The organism is Streptomyces sp. P9-A4, assembly GCF_036634195.1.
Lineage (GTDB): Bacteria > Actinomycetota > Actinomycetes > Streptomycetales > Streptomycetaceae > Streptomyces.
On the sequence record NZ_JAZIFY010000001.1, the window covers coordinates 6279304 to 6297752 of the forward strand.

Genomic DNA, 18449 nt, shown 5'->3' on the forward strand with positions numbered 1-18449 from the left:
CCGCCCCGAGCGCCGACCTCGCCGCGCACCCACCCCGTCCAGGTCCAGCAGTCACGTCGTCCCGCCGCCGCATCGAGCAGGGAGAGTCCCCGTGAGCACCCGTACCGCCATCCGCGGCGGCCTCGTCGTCACCGCCGCCGACGAACTCCACGCCGACGTGCTGATCGAGGACGGCCGTGTGGTCGCCCTCGCGGCCCACGGCTCCGACGCGGCGGCCGGCTGGACCGCCGACCGCACCATCGACGCCACCGACCGCTATGTGCTGCCCGGCGGCGTCGACGCCCACACCCACATGGAGCTGCCCTTCGGCGGCACCTCCGCCTCCGACACCTTCGAGACAGGCACCCGGGCCGCCGCCTGGGGCGGCACCACCACCATCGTCGACTTCGCCGTCCAGACCGTCGGCCGGTCCCTGCGCGAAGGCCTCGACGCCTGGTACGCGAAGGCCGACGGCAACTGCGCGATCGACTACGCCTTCCACATGATCCTCTCCGACGTCAACGAGCACACGCTCAAGGAGATGGACCGGCTCGTCCAGGAGGGCATCACCTCCTTCAAGCTCTTCATGGCCTACCCGGGCGTCTTCTACAGCGACGACGGCCGCATTCTGCGGGCGATGCAGCGCTCCGCCGAGAACGGCGGGCTGATCATGATGCACGCCGAGAACGGCATCGCCATCGACGTCCTCGTGGAACAGGCCCTGGCCCGGGGCGAGACCGACCCCCGCTACCACGGGGAGGTCCGCAAGGCCCTGCTGGAGGCCGAGGCCACCCACCGGGCGATCCAGCTGGCCCGGGTCGCCGGGGCGCCGCTGTACGTCGTGCACGTCTCGGCCGAGGAGGCGGTCGCCGAGATCGCCACCGCCCGCGACAAGGGGCTGCCGGTCTTCGGTGAGACCTGTCCCCAGTACCTCTTCCTCTCCACCGACAACCTCGCGGAGCCGGGCTTCGAGGGCGCGAAGTACGTGTGCAGCACCCCGCTCCGCCCGAAGGAGCACCAGGCGGCGCTGTGGCGGGGGCTGCGGACCAACGACCTCCAGGTGGTCTCCACCGACCACTGCCCCTTCTGCTTCACCGGCCAGAAGGACCTGGGCCGGGGTGACTTCTCCAAGATCCCCAACGGGCTTCCGGGCGTGGAGAACCGTATGGACCTGCTCCACCAGGCCGTCGTCGACGGGCACATCTCGCGGCGCCGCTGGATCGAGATCGCCTGCGCCTCCCCGGCCCGGATGTTCGGCCTCTACCCGCAGAAGGGCACGATCGCGCCCGGCGCGGACGCGGACATCGTCATCTACGACCCGCACGCGACCCAGATCCTGTCGGCCGAGACCCACCACATGAACGTGGACTACTCGGCGTACGAGGGAAGGACCGTCACCGGCCGGGTCGAGACCGTCCTCTCGCGCGGCGAGGTCGTCATCGACCAGCGCACGTACGCCGGCCGCGCCGGTCACGGCACCTTCGTGCCCCGTTCCACCTGCCAGTACCTGGGCTGACCCCCCTCAGGACCGCACCGCACCGAACCGAACTTGGAGGTCCCCGCGTGGACTTCGGACTTGTCCTGCAGACCGACCCGCCCGCCTCGCAGGTCGTCGGGCTGATGCGCCGGGCGGAGCGCAACGGCTTCCGCTACGGCTGGACCTTCGACTCCGCCGTCCTGTGGCAGGAACCGTTCGTCATCTACAGCCAGATCCTCGAACACACCACCAAGCTGCACGTCGGCCCGATGGTGACGAACCCGGGGACGCGTACGTGGGAGGTGACGGCCTCCACCTTCGCGACCCTCAACGACATGTTCGGCAACCGCACCGTCTGCGGCATCGGTCGCGGCGACTCCGCCATGCGTGTCGCCGGCCGCAAGCCGAACACGCTGGCCCGCCTGGGCGAGGCCATCGACGTCATCCGCGACCTCGCGGAAGGGCGGGAGGCGCAGGTCGACGGCAACGCGATCCGCATCCCCTGGATCAAGAACGGCAAGCTGCCGGTCTGGATGGCGGCGTACGGTCCCAAGGCTCTCGCGCTCGCCGGGCAGAAGGCCGACGGCTTCATCCTCCAGCTCGCGGACCCCTTCCTCACCGAGTGGATGGTCAAGGCGGTCCGGCAGGCCGCCACGGACGCGGGCCGCGACCCCGACGCCCTCACGATCTGCGTCGCCGCCCCCGCGTACGTCACCGCCGACGACTCCCCGCAGGCCCTGGCGCACGCCCGCGACCAGTGCCGCTGGTTCGGCGGCATGGTCGGCAACCACGTGGCCGACCTCGTGTCCAAGTACGGCGAGCACTCCTCGGTGGTCCCCGAGGAGCTGACCGCCTACATCAAGGACCGGCACGGCTACGACTACTCCCACCACGGCCGCGCCGACAACCCCGACACCACCTTCGTCCCCGACGAGATCGTCGACCGCTTCTGCCTCCTGGGCCCGGCCGAGACCCACATCGAGAAGCTCCGCCACCTGCGCGACCTCGGCGTGGACCAGTTCGCCGTCTACGACATGCACGACAACCGCGAGGGCACCATCGACGCCTACGGCAGCGCGGTCATTCCCGCCCTTCACTGACGAGGTCGCCCGGCCGAGCCACCGATGCGGCTGGGTGACGGCCATCCACCTGTTCCGGATGACCCATCCCCTCAGGTGTGTCGCGGTCCTCGCGCCCGCCGGGACAGCCGCCGGCGTGTCGTCAGCGGCGAGAGGCGCCCCTCCAGCCGACGTGACAGCCGGGTCGGAGGGCCGACCTTCTGTCGTGCGCGCCGGCGTCCCAGCTCCGTGAGGGGTGTCCCGTAACCGCCGGTTGTCACCTGGCGGCGGCGTGCAGGCTCCGGATGTGCCGGTCGAAGAACCACCGGTACTCCACCGACCGCCAGGTCGTCATCGACGTGGTCCCTCCTCGTAGCCGTCTTCGCCCTCCAGGTCCCCCTCCGAAACGGAACGCCTCAACGGCGACGGCATGATGCCGGGCGGCTGAGCCCCGCGAAAAGAATCTCCGCGGGGGGCGTCATACGCGGAAATTGACCGACCGCACTCGGCCGGCCATTCACCGCGCATGTACCACGCATCCGTTCGCGCATACGCACGCGCATGAATTCCGCGGAAGTGAAAGTGCACCAAGCTGCCATCGCCCTGGCAGGATTCGGCCACGTGGCATCGAAGTCGCAGTTCAAGCGCGTCGCCTGGGCTGGCCGCGGAATCGCTCGAACATCTTTCGGGGCGCTGTCGGTGACCAATGGGTTGTGGACCGGCTATCGGCGGCATAGCTTTTCCCCGTCGCTCGGCCGGGCGACGAGCAACGGGCCACGGTTTTCTCGTGGAAAGGCCCCTTGGACACATTCGGCCGGATGGGATGTGAATTCACATGAACAACTACGACGGTGACATCTCGCTGATCGAGGAGATCGCGGAGCAGGACTTCGACGGCGTCGCCTACGGCGCGTGCTCGACCAACACGTTCTCGCTCTCCGACTTCCTCGGGAACCACGGCGGTTGGTGCACGCTGACCAAGGAGTGCCAGCCCAACTGCAACTGAGCCCGCAGGGTTGGGCACGGACCAGGGGCGGGGAGCGGCTCATGCTCCCCGCCCCCGGCGCAACGCGCCAATCTATCACTTTCCGCGCAGGGAGCCGGAGCATTGATCTCGCCCGCGAATCTTTACCCAGAACTCGACAGCATCGAGATCCGCGAAACCATCGAGCCCCTCGGCGTCTTCGCGTCAGCCGTCCACGGCAAGCTCTCGGCTCCGTCCGACATCGATCCGGAGGCCCCCTCGGCCTCCGCGCTCGCCTGGTCGCGGGAGCCGGAGTCGTATCCGTTCCAGCGCGTGATCCGGCGACTGGCACTGCCGGCGGCCGACCGGCTCCTCCCCGAGGACCTCACGGGGGCCGTGGCCGACCTGGACGCCTTCACCCTCCAGGTGCTCGGCAGGGCCGAGGCCCGGCTCCGTGACGCGGCCACCCGCACCCTGGTCGCCGCGGTCAACAAGGCCGCCGGCGACGGGTCGTTGCGAGGGGCCACCCCGGAGGAGCGCTACCAGGACTTCGTCACCCGGGTGTGGAGCGACGCGGTGGAGCCGTTCCCGGTGCTCCGCTCCGCGGCCGGCCACGTCGTGCGCAACGCCCGTGCGGCGGCGCGGGAACTGGTCCGGCGGCTGCACACCGACCGGGAGGCGGTCTTCCGGTTCTCCGGCATCGCCCCCGTCGACCTGCTGCTGTCCATCGGCGGGGCCGACGGCGACTCGCACGCCCACGGCAGGGCGGTCAGCATCCTGACGTTCGCCTCGGGGGCCCGCCTGGTCTACAAGCCCCGGGACATCTCCTGCGAGGCGGCCTTCGAGACCGTCGTCGAGCGCGTCAACGCCGAGGTCGGCTGCACGCTGCCCGCCGCCCGCACCCTGGTGCGCGACGGGTACGGGTACGTCGAGTACGTCGAGCGACAGGACGTCGGCGCGAGCAGCGTGCCCTTCATGCGGGCCTGCGGCCAACTGGCCGCCGTGTTCTACCTGATGGACGCGCGGGACATGCACTTCGAGAACATCCTGCCCACCCGCCGCGGCCCGGTCGCCATCGACCTGGAGACGCTGCTGCACCCCGCCCGGGTGCACACCGGCCCCACCCCGGAGGCCGAGGGGAACGCCTACGACGAGATCGGCCGCAGCGTCTACGGCATCGGGATCCTCCCGCTGGTCCTGGCCGGCAAGGACCAGGACTCCGGCCACGTCGACCTCGGCTTCCTCGGCGGTGACAACCAGGGCGTCTCCCCCTTCAAGACGATGGTCTTCGAGCACCCCTTCACCGACCGGATCAGGGTGCACCTCCAGGCCCGCCCGGCCGAGCAGCGCTCCACCGTGGTCCGGGAGAGCACCGAGCAGGAGATCCACGGGCTCGCCGGGCAGATGGCCGAGGGGTTCCGGCAGGTCTGCGAGGCGGTGATGCGCCGGCCCTCCTGGTGGACCGCCCTCCTGGAGCGGATCGCGCCGGCCATGCGCATCCGCTACATCCACAACCCCACGTCGCAGTACGCGCAGATCCTGCGGATGACGGCCTCCGCCGCCGCGATGGCCGATCCCGCGCTCGCCCAGGCCCTGCTCCACCGGATCGCCATCCCCTCCCGGTTCTCCGACCGCCGGCTGGTCGGCTCGGAGCTGCGGCAGATGGCCGAACGCGACGTCCCCTACTTCACCGTGCCCGCCACCGGCGCCACCGTCCACGACTGCGACGGCGAGGACACCGGCGTCCGGATCGACCGCACCCCCCTCTCCCGGGCGCTCGCCAAGGCCGGGGCGCTCGACGAGCAGGTGGTGAGCCGGCAGCTGCGGCTGCTCCACTCGGCCTTCTGCTCCCGCTTCCCCGACAACCACCTCTCCGGCCGGACCTCCTGGAGCGGTCGGGCCGCCGTCGGCGAGCGCACCGGCCTGGAGCGGCTCGCCCGGTCGCTGGCCGACGCCCTGACCGCGGGCAGCCTCCCCGACCAGTTCGGTCATCTGCCCACCACCTGGATCGGCCCGCTGGCCTCCGCGCAGGCCGCCCGGCCCTGGCCCTCCGGCGTCCTGGGGTACGACCTGTACACCGGACGCACCGGCCCCGCGCTCGCCCTGGCCGCAGCCGCCGCCCACTTCGGCGACGCACGCTACGAGCGGGTGGCGCGCGAGGTCTTCGCGCGCAGCGCCGACATCCTCACCGACGGCGTCTACGAGCTCCGCAGCATCCGGCAGAGCGGTGCCGGCGCCTACACCGGAACCACCGGCCTGCTGTTCGCCCTGGCCGAGGCCGGGCGGATCCTGGAGGAGCCGGGCTGGGTGACGGCGGCGCAGGACGCCGTACCGCTGGTCGTGGAGCAGCTCGGCCCCGGGGACACCCCGGAGGTGATCTCCGGGATCTCCGGCATCGCCACGATGGTCGCCTCGATCGGCGGCGACCACGGCGCCGCGACCCTGGACGCGCTCACCGGCCGGCTGCTGCGCCATGTGGCCGAGCCGGCGGGCTCCTGGTGGGAGCAGTCGGGCTTCGCGCACGGCGTCGCCGGAGTCCTGCACGCCCTCGCCACCCTGCGCGACCACGTCGGGGACCGGGTCGATGTCGCCTGCGGCGTCCTGACTGACCGTCTGGAGTCCTTCTACGTACCCGAGGAACGGAACTGGTCCACCAACTCCGCCTTCCCGGGCCGCTTCTCGACCGGCTGGTGCCACGGCGCCGCCGGCATCGCCATGGCGCTGTCCGCGGTGACCGCCAGGACGGCGGACGAACGGGCCGCCGAGCGGCTGGAGACGGCCCTCGCCGACACCTTCCGGCAGGGCTTCGGACGCAACCTCACCTGGTGCCACGGCGACCTCGGCAACATCGACGTGGTCCGGCGGATCGCCGGCCCCGACCAGGAGCTCCTCGACCGGGCCGCCGCCGTCGAGGCGCGCCGGCTGGGACCGGACGTGATCGCGGAGAAACTCGCCGACACCGGCTCCCGCTACGCCCACACCGACAGCGTCATGGTGGGCTCCTCCGGTGTGCTGCTGCACCTCCTCGGCCGCCTCGACGCCACGCGGCCCCGGGTGTCGCCGATCTGGCACGGATCCCTCTGATGGGGCGCCGGGTTCCCTCGGTCACCCAGGTCACCCAGACCGAGTGCGGGCTGTGCTGCTGCATCGCGGTGCTCGGGTACCACGGCCGCACCGAGGACTTCCGGACCGTGCGGGAGGACCTGGAGGCCGGCCGGGACGGGCTCGGCGCCAAGCAGCTCGCGGACTTCCTGCGCTCGCGGGGCATGGACGTCAAGGCGTTCCGGGCCCGGAGCGTGGAGGCTCTGCGGGGTTTCACCGAACCGGTGATCCTCTTCTGGGAGGACTACCACTTCCTGGTCCTGGAGCGCTTCGACGGCACGACGGCCTGGGTGATGGACCCGGCCGTCGGCCGCAGGCGTCTCACCCGCGAGGCGCTGGAGGCCGGCTTCTCCAAGGTGGTGATCGCGGCCTCCCCGGGCCCGGCCTTCGTCCGGCAGTCCCTCCCCGCCTTCCGGCACTGGCGGTCGCTGCCGCTTGTCCCGGCCGAGGCCGGGCGCCGGATCGCCCTGGTCGCCCTGCTGTCGCTGGGCTCCTACGCGGCGGTGCTGGGCATACCGGCACTGACCAAATGGGCCGTCGACCGGGACGACGCCTGGAGCGACCTCTCCCATACGGGTCTGGTCGCGGGGGTGGTGGCGGCTGCCGGGTTCGGCTACCTGCTGCTGTGGCTGCTGCGTACCGCCGCGCTGGCGGGGCTGATCGCCGTGATGGGCCGGCATCTGATGAGCCACGTCTTCCGGAGACTGCTCTCCCTGCCCTTCAAGTTCTTCGCCACCCGGCAGCCCGGCGAACTGCTGTTCCGCCTGAATACCGTGAACAGCGTCCGGGACCTGCTCTCCTCGCGGATCGCCCAGGGCGTCCTGGACGTGGGGACCCTGGCCTGTATCGGCGTCTACCTGTTCGTCACCGAGTGGCGCATCGGACTCCTGGCGTTCCTGCTGTTCCTGCTGAACGGCGGCGTGCTGTGGCTGAGCCGGCACCGGGTGAAGGAGGTGACGGACACCGAGCTCGCGCTGCTCTCCCGCTCCCAGTCCACGCAGCTCGACGCCGTCGTGTCCGTGCCCACCATCAAGATGGGCGGCTACGCCGATCGGTTCGCCGACGAATGGGAGGAGACCTACCGCGCCTCGCTGGACGCGATGCGCGTCCGGATGCGGATGCAGCAGGGCTGGATCTCCGGAATCGCCGCCACCACACAGATGTTCGGCCCGCTGGCGCTGCTCCTCGCCGGCCTGCACTTCGTGGCGCGGGGGACGGTGACCGTCGGCTCGGCCATCGCCGTGCAGGCCGTGGCGGGCACCTTCTTCGCCCTGAGCGCCTCCGTCTTCCAGATGCTGACGGAAATCACCGAGACCTCCCGCTACGTGAGCCGGCTCAGCGACATCACGGCGCAGGAGAGCGAGCCGGAGGGCGGGTCCCTCTCGGAACTCCCCGACCCCCGGGTACGGCTGCGGGAGGTGTCGTTCCGGTACACCCGGCACAGCAGGCCGGTCCTCGAGGACGTGTCGCTGGAGATCCCGGCCGGCGCGAAGGTGGCGTTCGTCGGCGCGTCCGGTTCGGGCAAGTCCACCATCGGACGTATCGTCTGCGGCCTCCACCAGCCGACCGGCGGGACCGTGGAGTTCTGCGGCCGTCCCATGAGCGCCTACCGGACCGACTTCCTGCGCGGGCAGATCGGGTACGTCCCGCAGGAGGTGCACCTGCACAACCGGACCATCCTCGAGAACCTGACCCTGGGCCAGGACATCGACGAGGCAACGGTCCGGGAGTACTGCGCCGCCGTGGGGATCCTCGACTTCGTCGAGGAACTGCCCATGGGGCTGCGGACCCTGGTGTCCGAGCTGGGCGCGAACTTCTCCGGCGGGCAGCGGCAGCGACTGGCCATCGTGCGGACGCTGCTGCAACGGCCGCGGATCATCGTCATGGACGAGGCGACCGCCTCGCTGGACACGGCCAACGAGCGGCGGGTCTCCCGGATCATCGCGGAGACCGGCGCCACGCAGATCGTCATCGCGCACCGGCTGGCCACGATCCAGGACGCCGACCTCATCCACGTACTCGACCGCGGCCGGATCGTGGAGCGGGGGACGCACGAGGAGTTGCTGGCCCTGGGCGGGGTGTACGCGGGGCTGTACGCGGAGCCGGTGGCGCGGGCCGTGTGACGGCCGGTGGTGGGCACGGCCGTCCCGGCCGGCCCGTCCGTAGACGAAAGGTGCTGTGATGATCGAGGTCCAGAACCTCACCAAGCGGTACGGCGAGAGGGTCGCCGTGGACGGCCTGTCGTTCACCGTGACCCCGGGGAAGGTGACCGGATTCCTCGGCCCCAACGGCGCCGGCAAGTCCACCACCCTGCGCATGATCCTCGGTCTGGACGAGCCCACCGCCGGCCGGGCCACCGTCTGCGGCGTCCCCTACCGGAGCCTGGCACGCCCGCTGACCCGGGTGGGGGCACTGCTCGACACCCGGGCCGCGCATCCGGGCCGCAGCGCCCGGGACCACCTGCGGGTGCTGGCCGCGTCCCACGGCCTGCCCGCCACCCGGGCCGACGAGGTCCTGGACCGGGTCGGCCTGCTCGCGGTGGCCCGGCAGCGGGTGCGCGGCTTCTCCCTCGGCATGGGGCAGCGGCTCGGCGTGGCGGCGGCGCTGCTCGGCGACCCCGAGGTGCTGCTCCTCGACGAGCCGGTCAACGGGCTCGACCCCGAGGGCGTCCGGTGGATCCGGGAGCTGATGCGGGGGCTGGCCGCGGAGGGCCGGACGGTGCTGGTCTCCTCCCACCTGATGAACGAGATGGCGGTGACCGCCGACCATCTCGTGGTCGTCGCCCGGGGGCGGCTGCTCGCGGACACCCCGGTGGACGCGTTCGTCGCCGCGCACTCGGACATGACCGTACTGGCCCGGGTGTCCGATCCCGAGGGAATGCGGCGGGCGCTGGGGGAGCGGGGCATCGAGTCCGTGCGGCAGGACGACGCGACTCTCGCGGTGAGCGGCGCGTCCGCGGAGGAGGTCGGGGTCGTCGCGAGCACGGAGAACATCACCGTATTCGGGCTGACCGAATCCGGTGGTTCGCTGGAGGAGGCGTTCATGAAACTCACCCGGGAACACGCGGAATACCGCGCCTCGACCGGAGGGATCCGATGAAGCACGCGGTGGCCTCCGAATGGGTCAAACTGACGACGCTGCGGTCCCCGAAATGGTCGCTGGCTGTCTATCTCGGTCTGATGATCGTGCTGGCATTCGTCTACGGGACGGTTCCCGGCGAAAGTCAGTTCACGGCGCCGGGGTTCGACCCGGTGGGCCTCGGCCTCTCGGCCGTGCCGCTCGGGATGATCGTCCTGGTGGTCATGGGGATTCTCGCGGTGACGGGCGAGTACGCGTCGGGGTCGATCAGGACCAGCCTGCTGGCCGTCCCCGACCGGGCCCGCTTCTACTACGCCAAGGTGGGACTGGTCAGTCTGGTCAGCGGAGTGCTGGCGGTGCTGGGCGTCGTACCGGCCTTCCTGATCGTGCAGAACGGCATCGGGGAGTACGGGGCGCCGGCGGCACCGGCCACGGCGGGGCACGTGATGGGGGCGGTGCTCTACACGGCCCTCCTGGTGGCGTTCTCCATGGGTGTGGCGACGCTGCTGCGCTCGGGGGCGGCGACGCTGGCCCTGCTGCTTCCGCTGTTCTTCATGCTCTCCACGATCCTGAGCAACATCCCGGTGGTCGGCGAGGTGGCGCGGTTCCTGCCGGACGTGGCGGGGGGAATGGTGCTCCGCGGCTCGGCGGGCGAGGGGGAGCTCGGGGCATGGTCGGGCCTCGGCGTGCTCGTTCTGTGGACGGCGGGGGCGGTGGGGGCCGGCCATTGGGCGATCGTACGGCGGGATGCCTGAGGGGTCTGCCGCAGTCGCGAAGGAATACCCACATCGAATATCTCCGAGGTCCGGCCCCCGCGCGAATGCGTGGGGGCCGGACCGTTTTCCGGAGGAATTCAGTTGTGTGCGCTCGGGATCGTCCGGTCTATGCGTTCAGCGAATGGGGAGAGGACAGGCTGGGAGGCGTCCTCCGGAGACGGAGGAAAAGCGTTCGGTATCTCGGCACAAAAGAATCCGGACGCATGTCCGTTGACCATCACGAAGGAGAAGACCATGGAGAAGATGAAGGCCGACGTCCTCGGCGGCTACGACGAGTTCGAGCTCGTCGAGATGGGCGAGGCGGACGTGTACGGCGGCACGACCTGGAGCTGCGCCATCGTCACCGCCGTGGCGACCCTGGTGTCCGCCTCCGCCTGCCCGACCACCAAGTGCACCAGCCAGTGCTGAACCCGGCTGCTCTGATACGCGCGGCCGGCTGAGCCGGACCGCCGCGTCGGTGACGCCGGACGGGGCGGGGCGGACCGAGGTCTCACGACCCCGGCCGGGCTTCCCGGGCCTCCGCCCCGTCCGACGTCCCGTCCACCCGAACCCCCCCTTCCCGCCCGACATCCCACAACCCGGAGGTGCGGTAGCCATGGGCGCTCGCCCGGAATCACGTCGGACCGCACGACGCGTGCCGGCCGTCACCCAGGTCGCCCAGACCGAGTGCGGTCTCTGCTGCTGCGTGTCCCTGCTCCGCTACTACGGGCGGGACGAGGGCGTCTCCGAGGTCCGGGAGGACATGGACGCGGGACGGGACGGACTGAGCGCCCGGCAGCTGGCGCGGTTCCTGGAGTCCCGCGGCATGCGGAGCCGGCTGCTGAGCGCCCGGAACGTCGCCGCGCTCACCCGGTTCTCCTCACCCGTGATCCTCTTCTGGGACGACCACCACTTCGTGGTCCTGGAGAACTTCGACGGCGACCAGGCCGTCGTCATGGACCCGGCCGTGGGCCGGCGCCGGCTGACCGGGGACGAACTCGCCCGGCACTTCAGCGGCGTGGTCGTCACCGCCGAGCCCGGGCCCGCGTTCCGCCGGCTGCGCCGCCGGCCCTTCGCCGACTGGCGGACGATGCCCCTGCTGCCGGAAGGCGCGAGGGGCCGGATGGCCGGTGTCGGCGTCCTGTCGCTGGCCGCCTACGCCGCGGTGCTGGGGATCCCGCTGCTCACCGAGTGGTCCGTGGACCGGTTCTCCGGCTGGACGGAGCTCGGCGACCATCTGTGGGTCATCGGCATGGTGGTCGGCGCCGCGGTCGGCTACTACCTGCTGCACCTGCTGAGGATCCTGCTGCTGTCCTCGCTGGTCTCGGTCCTCGGCCGGCATTTGATGGACCACGCGTTCACCCGGCTGCTGTCGCTGCCGTACCGGTTCTTCACCACCCGTCAGCCCGGCGAACTGCTCTTCCGGCTCGGCAGCGTCAACGCCGTCCGCGACATGCTCTCCTCCCGGGTGGCCCAGGGCGTGCTCGACCTCGGCACCATGGTCTGCGTCAGCGGCTACCTGCTGCACGCGGAATGGCGGCTGGGGCTGATAGCGCTCGCCCTGGTGCTGGGCAACGCCGGCTATCTGGCCACCACCCGGCTGCGGGTGGTCGAGGCGGTCGACATGGAGATCACCCACCTGGGCAGGAGCCAGTCGCTGCAGCTGGACGCCATCGTCTCCATCCCGACCATCAAGATGGGCGGCTACGCCGACCAGTACCTGGACACCTGGCGCGAGACCTACGCCGACTCGCTGGGGGCGATGAGGACGCGGATGCGGCTGCAACAGGGCCGGGTGTCCGGAGTGGCCTCCACCATCCAGATGTTCGGGCCCCTGGTGCTGCTGCTCGCCAGCCTGTACTTCGTCGGCCGGGGAACCATCACCATCGGCGGGGCGATCGCGGTGCAGACCGTCTCCGCCACCTACTTCGCGATCTCCACCTCGGTGTTCCAGGCGTACGCGGAGTTCACCGAGACCAGCCGCTACATGGCCCGGCTGAGCGACATCACCCGCACCGAGCCCGAGGGCACGGGCGGCGACGTCAAGGAGCTGGCGTCCCCCTCGGTCGAGCTGGACCGGGTGTCCTTCCGCTACACCAGGCACAGCGAACCGGTGGTCCGCGACGTCACCATGGACATCCCGGCCGGCGCCCGCGTCGCCCTGGTGGGCGAGTCCGGCTCCGGCAAGAGCACCCTGGCCCGGATCGTCTGCGGGCTGCACGAACCCACCTCCGGCTCGGTGCGCTTCGGCGGACGGGACGCCGCCGCGTACGACCGGGACTCCCTGCGCCGGGTGATCGGCTACATCCCGCAGGAGGTCCACCTGCACAACCGGTCGATCCTGGAGAACCTCACCCTGGGCCAGGACATCCCCGAGAACACCGTCCGGGAGTTCTGCCGTGAGGTCGGCATCCTGGACTTCCTCGACGACCTGCCGATGGGCCTGCAGACCCTCGTCGCCGAGATGGGCTCCAACTTCTCCGGCGGGCAGCGGCAGCGGCTGGCCATCGTGCGCACCCTCCTGCAGCGGCCGTCGATCCTCGTCATGGACGAGGCCACGGCATCCCTGGACACCGTCAACGAACGCCGGGTGACCCGGCTGATCGAGAGCATCGGCGCCACCCAGATCGTCATCGCGCACCGTCTGTCGACCATCGAGTCCGCCGACCTCATCTACGTGTTCGACCAGGGCCGGATCGTCGAGCAAGGAACACATTCAGAACTGATGGACGGAGGCAGCGTGTACCGGGATCTGTACGCGGCGACGGCCGAGGAGACCGGCCTGACGGCCGAGGGGACCGGCCGGACGGCCGAACTGCTGGCGGGAGGTGCCGGGGCATGAGCGAGAGCGCGGTGGCCGTCGAGGCCTTCCTTCCCTTCTACTCCCATGTGGCCTCCCGTTCCGCGGTCGTCCGGGAGCTGGGCGAACCGCTGCTGCGGGCCGCCGCCCCGGACCGCCACGACAGCGTGGTGGACCAGGCCCACGACGCCCTGCTGCGGATGGTGGAGACCCAGTCCTACCGGATGCTCATCGGCGAGTTCCACACCTTCCGGGAGCGCCTCGGCCTGCCGATGGAGTCCGGCGCCGACACCGCTCTGCGCCGCTTCTCGGCCCGCCTGGAGGAGCCCGGCGTCCCGGACTCCCTGCTGGCGGAGTACCCGGTGCTCCGGGGGCGGCTGGCCACGATGCTGGCGCACTCCCTGGACGCCTACCGCGAGTTCCTCACCGCCTTCGCCGACGACCGGCCGCTCCTCGCCGAGGCCGGACTGCTCGGCGAGCCGGGCGATGCAGGCCGCCTGCTGTCCGGGATCTCGCCCAGCGGCTCCGACCTGCACAACGACAACCGTCAGGTGCACATCCTTCACCTGGCCAACGGAACCCGGCTGGTGTTCAAGCCGAGGCCGCTCACCGCGGACGACTTCGTCCGCGACCTGTACCGGGCGGTCGACCCGCATCTGGAGCACTCGCTGTCCCGCTGCGTCCCCCGGTCGCTCACCGTGGGCACGCACGGCTGGCAGGAGTTCACCGTGCCGACCCCCATGGAGGAAGCGGACCAGCCAGGCCGCTACTTCTACCGGATCGGAGCGCTGGCGGTGCTGTTCGGCGCCATCGGCGCCACGGACCTGCACGACGAGAACCTGCTGGCCCGCGGCGAGCACCCGTGCGTCATCGACACCGAGACCATGCTCCGGCCGGACGCCGGGGTGGGCGACGACTCGCTCCCCGACGTGCTGATGAACCACACCAAGCTGTCCGTCGCCTCCACCATGCTGGTGCCGATGGTGAACCCGACCTCGCCGGTCGACTTCATCATGGCCGGCGTCGGAGTGGCGGGCGACCAGCCGTCGTCCATGACCAGCGCCGTGATCCGCGACCCGGGAACGGACGCCATCGCGGTGTCACGGGAGCCGTTCAACTACCGGCAGGGTGACAACGTGCCCCGTCTCGGCGAGGAGCACCTGGTCGCCACCGAGTGGTTCGACGCCATCCTGGCCGGCTGCCGCGCGGCCCTGCGGGCCCTGCGGGACGGCGCGGTCACCCGCGTCCTCGACGCACACCCCGAGGTGCCGGTGCGGCTGCTGCTGCGCTCCACGATGATCTACGGGCGGTTCATCGACGCCTCCACGCACCCGAAGTACCTGACGGACCCCAAGGAGGCCGAGCGGCTGTTCGGACTCCTGAAGATGCACCAGGACTACCTGTCCCCGGAGGCCGAGCGCTTCGCGGCGGACCAGGAACACGCCTCGCTGCGCGGCGGCAACGTGCCCTACTTCGTCACCCGGGGCGACTCCGACGCACTCGGCACCGTCAACGGGTCGACGCCCGGGGTGTATTCGGCGACCGCGTCGGACTTCGCCCGGCGCGGCGCCGCCCACAACGCGGCCCGCACCGACGCGTACCACCACTTCCTCCTGGAGGAGTGCTTCGGCGAGCTGTGCGGCGAGGACACCCCCGGCGGCCTTTCGGCCTCCGGGGTCTTCGGAGGGCCCCTGCTCGCCGGGGCCCGTCCCGGCGGCTGGTGGCGGGGGATCGCCGCCCGGATCGCCGAGATACGGGTGCCGTCCACCGCTCCCGACGGTCGGGAGGAGTGCGGATGGGTCGGCGGCATCGGCCCGGACCGTGACGCCTCCACCATCACCCCGGGCAACTTCGTCTCCTTCCACGACTCGGCCGGCGTGGCCGCCTTCCTGGGGCGCGCCGCCGCCCGCGACGAGAGCCTCGCCGGACCGGCCGGCAGCGCCGACCGGGGGCTCACCACCCTGCTCGCCGAGTACGGAGAGGCACTGCTGCAGCGCCCCGAGTCGGTGTTCACGGGGGCCGCCTCGCTTCTGCTGGTGCGCCCCGAGGACCCGGGGACCGAGTCCGAGCGGCTGGCCGCCCTGCTCAAGGCCCTCCAGGAGCGCGCGGCGGAAGGAGTGCTGGAGACCGACCTCTCCAACGGCCCGGCCGGACTGCTGATGGTCCTGCTCGACCGTCTCCGCCGCGACGGCTCCGCCTTCCCCGCCGACGCCGCGACGGTCGAGCGGCTGACCGACCTGGCCCTGTCCCACCTGGCCCGGGAGCGAGAGGCCCACTGGTCGGACCTCGCCCACGGCGAACTGGGACTGCGCTGGACGGCCGCCCGGATCGGACGTGTCCTGGGACTGGAACGCCCCGCCAAGGAGGCGGCCGACTGGCTGATCGGCCGCTGGGAGCGGGACGGCGTCCCGGCCGAGCACGGCTGGTGCAAGGGCGCCGCCGGCCTCCTGCTGGCCGGCTCGGAGATCCTCGCCGCGGCGGACAGGACGGACTGGCTGACCGAGTCCCGGCTTGCCGAGCTGCTCGGCCGGGCGACCGCCCTGCCGCCCGGCCGCGCGGTGGACCTCTCCGCCTGCCACGGCAGCAGCGGCGTCGTCCAGTGCCTGATCGGCGCGGGCCGCACGCTGGGACGCCCGCACCTGTTCGAGCGGGCCGTCGCCCACCAGACCGAGGTCCTCGACCGGATCCGCGAGGACGGCTGGTTCACCGGCGCGGCCGGGCGGACCTCGCTGATCGGCTACATGCTCGGCTGGGCCGGCGTGGGCGACACCGACCTGATGGTCGACGCCCTGCTCGGCGGCGCCGACCCGGCCGGACTGCGCCTCCCCCTGGAACTGTCCGCGCCTCCCCGGGGCTGACCGCCCGCCTGTCAACCGCTCCACCACTCGTCGAAAGGGCTGCCGGGATGCGGCACTCGATCCTCCTCCCCGTCAACGCCACCCGTCCCGAGCAGGTGATCCCCTTCGCCAATCTCGTCAGATGGGGCGGCGCGGCCCGGCTGTGGCAGGGGCAGGGCCTCGTTCTGGAGAGCCATCACATCGTGAACTGGCTGGCCGGCGCCGGCATCAGGGTGCCCGCCGGGTTCGGGGTGTCCCTGATGCCCTACCGCTCGCCGTACAACGCGGCGATCGAGGCCCGGTCGGTGGCGCTGGCCACCGGGCACGAGGTGGTGGCCGGCTACGGTCCGGGCTCGCTCGCCGCGCAGACCTGTGCCATGGGACGGCCCTATCCCAGCCAGCTCACCGCCTGCCGGGAGTACATCACCATCGTCCGGGACCTGTTGGACGGCGGGATCAGCGAGCGCGAGGGGGAGATCTTCTCCGCCAAGGCGCAGCTCCTGCCGTTCCACAAGCCGGAGGTGTCGCTGGGCCTGGGCGTCCTGCGGGAGCGGATGGCCGAACTCGCCGGAGAGCTGGCCGATGTGGTCATCACCTGGATGGCCTCGGCGGCGTACCTGGAGGAGTTCCTGATCCCGGCGGTGCTGAGGGCGAAGGAGCGGCGCCCGGAGCAGCCGGCCAAGGTCACCGCGTACGTCCCGGTGGCGCTGGCCGGCCCCGACCGGGACATGGCGAAACTGCTGCGGGCGACCTGTGGAGGGCACATCCAGTTCCCCCACTATCAGGCCGTGCTGCGGCGGGCCGGGATCCCCGTCGTCGGCGACGGCGGGCCCGACGACGTCCGCGCCCTGGTGGACGGCGGGATCTTCCTCTACGGGACGGCAGAGGAGATCCACCAGCGGCTGGACGCCTACCGAGCGCTCGGCGTGGACGAGGTGGTCCTCAACGTCACCGGGGTCGGCGCGGTCCACGGGCCCCGGGCCGCCGCATCCGACCTCTACGAGATCCTGAAGTCCGCGCCCTGAACGGGCCGCTTCCGGGCCCGTTCCAGGTCACGGGCCAGATGTGCCCGGCGCCGGCCGTTCCTGCGGCGGCTGCGCCGGTCCTCGGGGGTGTCGTACATCAGCTGGGTGTGGAAGTAGTTGACGTGCTCCAGGACGGCGAAGAGAGCGAACAGCAGGCCCGGGACGGTTCCGGTCCCGGGTTCGTCGGCCACCATGAGGACGGTCAGCGGCACGCCGAGCCCGAGCAGCACCATGTTGACCACCCGGGCGGCGGCGAACACGGCCGCCGCGGGCAGCGGCGCACCGCTGCCCGCGGACAGGGCGCGGAGTTTCACCGTCCAGTACGCGGCGCCCTCCAGCAGCAGCAGGATGACCAGCGCGAACCCGAGGAGGTTGGCGGCGGTCGCCGGCACGCCGACCACGCCGAACCAGATGGCCGTCTGCAGGGGGACGTTGACCAGTTCCCCCAGCGCGAGCGACCGGAGCCGCCGCCGGACCCCGGCCGGCCGGACGCCCGCCCTCACCGGCGCGCCATCTCTGCCACCAGGCGGTGCGCTCCCTCGGTGTCCCAGGAGAGCGCGGCGGCCCGGATGGCCTCGACGCCGGGAGGGACGTCCAGGCCCAGTTCGTCGGCGAAGACGGCCTGACACCTCTCGATCACGCCCAGCGCGCTGGCCACGTCACCCTGCGCGCAGTAGGTGGCGGCGAGCAGTTGCCACAGCTTCTGCCGGTAGGGGGCCTCGGCGAGGACCGTCTCGATGCGGTACGCCAGCATCTCGGTCCGGTGGGTCAGCAGACAGGCGGTGAAGAAGTCCTGGCAGGCTTCGAAGCGGGTGTTGCTGAGGCCCACGGTGTGCGCGTGGAACCACCGGGTGGCCGGAAGCCGCTGACCGAAAGGGCCGCGCCAGAGGGCGAGGGCCTCGTCCAGGATGCCGACCGCCTTCCGGTCGTCGCCCGCGGCCAGCAGTTCCCGGCCCTGCCGGGCGAGCCCCAGGAAGCGCGACAGGTCGAGTTCGTCCGCGTCGACGGTGAGGGCGTACCCGGTCTCCGCGCCCCGGCTGGTGGTCAGCCGCTTGCTCAGTCCCGGCTGCTCGGAGTCCAGGCCACGGCGGAGTCCGGTGAGGTGGCTCCTGATGTTGGCCACGGCGGAGCTCGGCGGTTCGTCCCATAACAGCTCGGTCAGCTCGCCCATGCCGACGAACTGTCCCCGGCGCAGCAGCAGCGCGGTGAGCAGGGCGCGGCGGGCGGCCGACTGCATCTCGGCACCGCCCGCGATTCTCACAGGCCCCAGCAGTCGGAAAAGCATCTGGCTCCGTCACCTCTCGTGTGAAGTGCTCAGGCACGTACCGGACCCCGCCGCAGGGGTCGCCGCCGACGGCATCGTGTCCCCCGACG

13 protein-coding genes are annotated in these 18449 nt (G+C 71.5%); 11 read left to right on the forward strand and 2 right to left on the reverse strand.

From position 1 onward, the window contains the following. Positions 1–91: 91 nt before the first annotated feature. From hydA to V4Y03_RS28250, 11 genes are all read left to right on the forward strand, one after another. Positions 92–1495 carry a dihydropyrimidinase gene (gene hydA, locus V4Y03_RS28200; RefSeq protein ID WP_332436734.1) on the forward strand — a complete coding sequence of 468 codons (1404 nt, stop codon included), beginning with the start codon at positions 92–94 and terminating at the stop codon, positions 1493–1495. A 47-nt stretch (positions 1496–1542) separates the two neighbouring features. Beyond that, the gene (locus V4Y03_RS28205) at positions 1543–2556 is read left to right on the forward strand and encodes a TIGR03842 family LLM class F420-dependent oxidoreductase (RefSeq protein ID WP_332436735.1); all 1014 of its coding nucleotides are present in this window, start codon (positions 1543–1545) and stop codon (positions 2554–2556) included. Positions 2557–3349: 793 nt separating this feature from the next. Then, positions 3350–3520 carry a plantaricin C family lantibiotic gene (locus V4Y03_RS28210; RefSeq protein WP_332436736.1) on the forward strand — a complete coding sequence of 57 codons (171 nt, stop codon included), beginning with the start codon at positions 3350–3352 and terminating at the stop codon, positions 3518–3520. A gap of 102 nt (positions 3521–3622) precedes the next feature. After that, positions 3623–6562: a type 2 lanthipeptide synthetase LanM family protein gene (locus tag V4Y03_RS28215; protein ID WP_332436737.1), complete on the forward strand. Its 2940-nt coding sequence runs from the start codon at positions 3623–3625 to the stop codon at positions 6560–6562. Beyond that, a complete protein-coding gene (locus V4Y03_RS28220; RefSeq protein ID WP_332436738.1) occupies positions 6562–8703 on the forward strand; it encodes a peptidase domain-containing ABC transporter in 2142 nt (713 codons plus the stop codon). Before V4Y03_RS28215 ends, V4Y03_RS28220 begins: the two co-directional genes overlap by 1 nt. Before the next feature lie 58 nt (positions 8704–8761). Further along, entirely contained in the window at positions 8762–9679 is a 918-nt protein-coding gene (locus V4Y03_RS28225) for an ABC transporter ATP-binding protein (protein ID WP_332436739.1), read from the forward strand. Then, positions 9676–10413 carry a hypothetical protein gene (locus V4Y03_RS28230; RefSeq protein WP_332436740.1) on the forward strand — a complete coding sequence of 246 codons (738 nt, stop codon included), beginning with the start codon at positions 9676–9678 and terminating at the stop codon, positions 10411–10413. Before V4Y03_RS28225 ends, V4Y03_RS28230 begins: the two co-directional genes overlap by 4 nt. A gap of 255 nt (positions 10414–10668) precedes the next feature. Beyond that, the gene (locus V4Y03_RS28235) at positions 10669–10842 is read left to right on the forward strand and encodes a class II lanthipeptide, LchA2/BrtA2 family (RefSeq protein WP_317873406.1); all 174 of its coding nucleotides are present in this window, start codon (positions 10669–10671) and stop codon (positions 10840–10842) included. 226 nt (positions 10843–11068) lie between these two features. Then, entirely contained in the window at positions 11069–13255 is a 2187-nt protein-coding gene (locus V4Y03_RS28240) for a peptidase domain-containing ABC transporter (protein WP_332436741.1), read from the forward strand. Beyond that, on the forward strand, positions 13252–16071 hold the full coding sequence (gene lanM, locus V4Y03_RS28245) for a type 2 lanthipeptide synthetase LanM (protein WP_332436742.1): 2820 nt from the start codon (positions 13252–13254) through the stop codon (positions 16069–16071). Before V4Y03_RS28240 ends, lanM begins: the two co-directional genes overlap by 4 nt. A gap of 47 nt (positions 16072–16118) precedes the next feature. Further along, positions 16119–17075, forward strand: coding sequence for an LLM class flavin-dependent oxidoreductase (locus tag V4Y03_RS28250; RefSeq protein WP_317873409.1), 957 nt, complete (start codon positions 16119–16121; stop codon positions 17073–17075). On the opposite strand, the gene V4Y03_RS28255 is transcribed toward V4Y03_RS28250, so the two are convergent. Then, positions 17048–17578: a hypothetical protein gene (locus V4Y03_RS28255; RefSeq protein WP_317873410.1), complete on the reverse strand. Its 531-nt coding sequence runs from the start codon at positions 17576–17578 to the stop codon at positions 17048–17050. The two genes, V4Y03_RS28250 and V4Y03_RS28255, sit on opposite strands and share 28 nt — an antisense overlap. After that, on the reverse strand, positions 17575–18312 hold the full coding sequence (locus V4Y03_RS28260; RefSeq protein ID WP_332436743.1) for an AfsR/SARP family transcriptional regulator: 738 nt from the start codon (positions 18310–18312) through the stop codon (positions 17575–17577). The genes V4Y03_RS28255 and V4Y03_RS28260 overlap by 4 nt, the downstream gene beginning before the upstream one ends. Between the last annotated feature and the right edge of the window lie 137 nt (positions 18313–18449).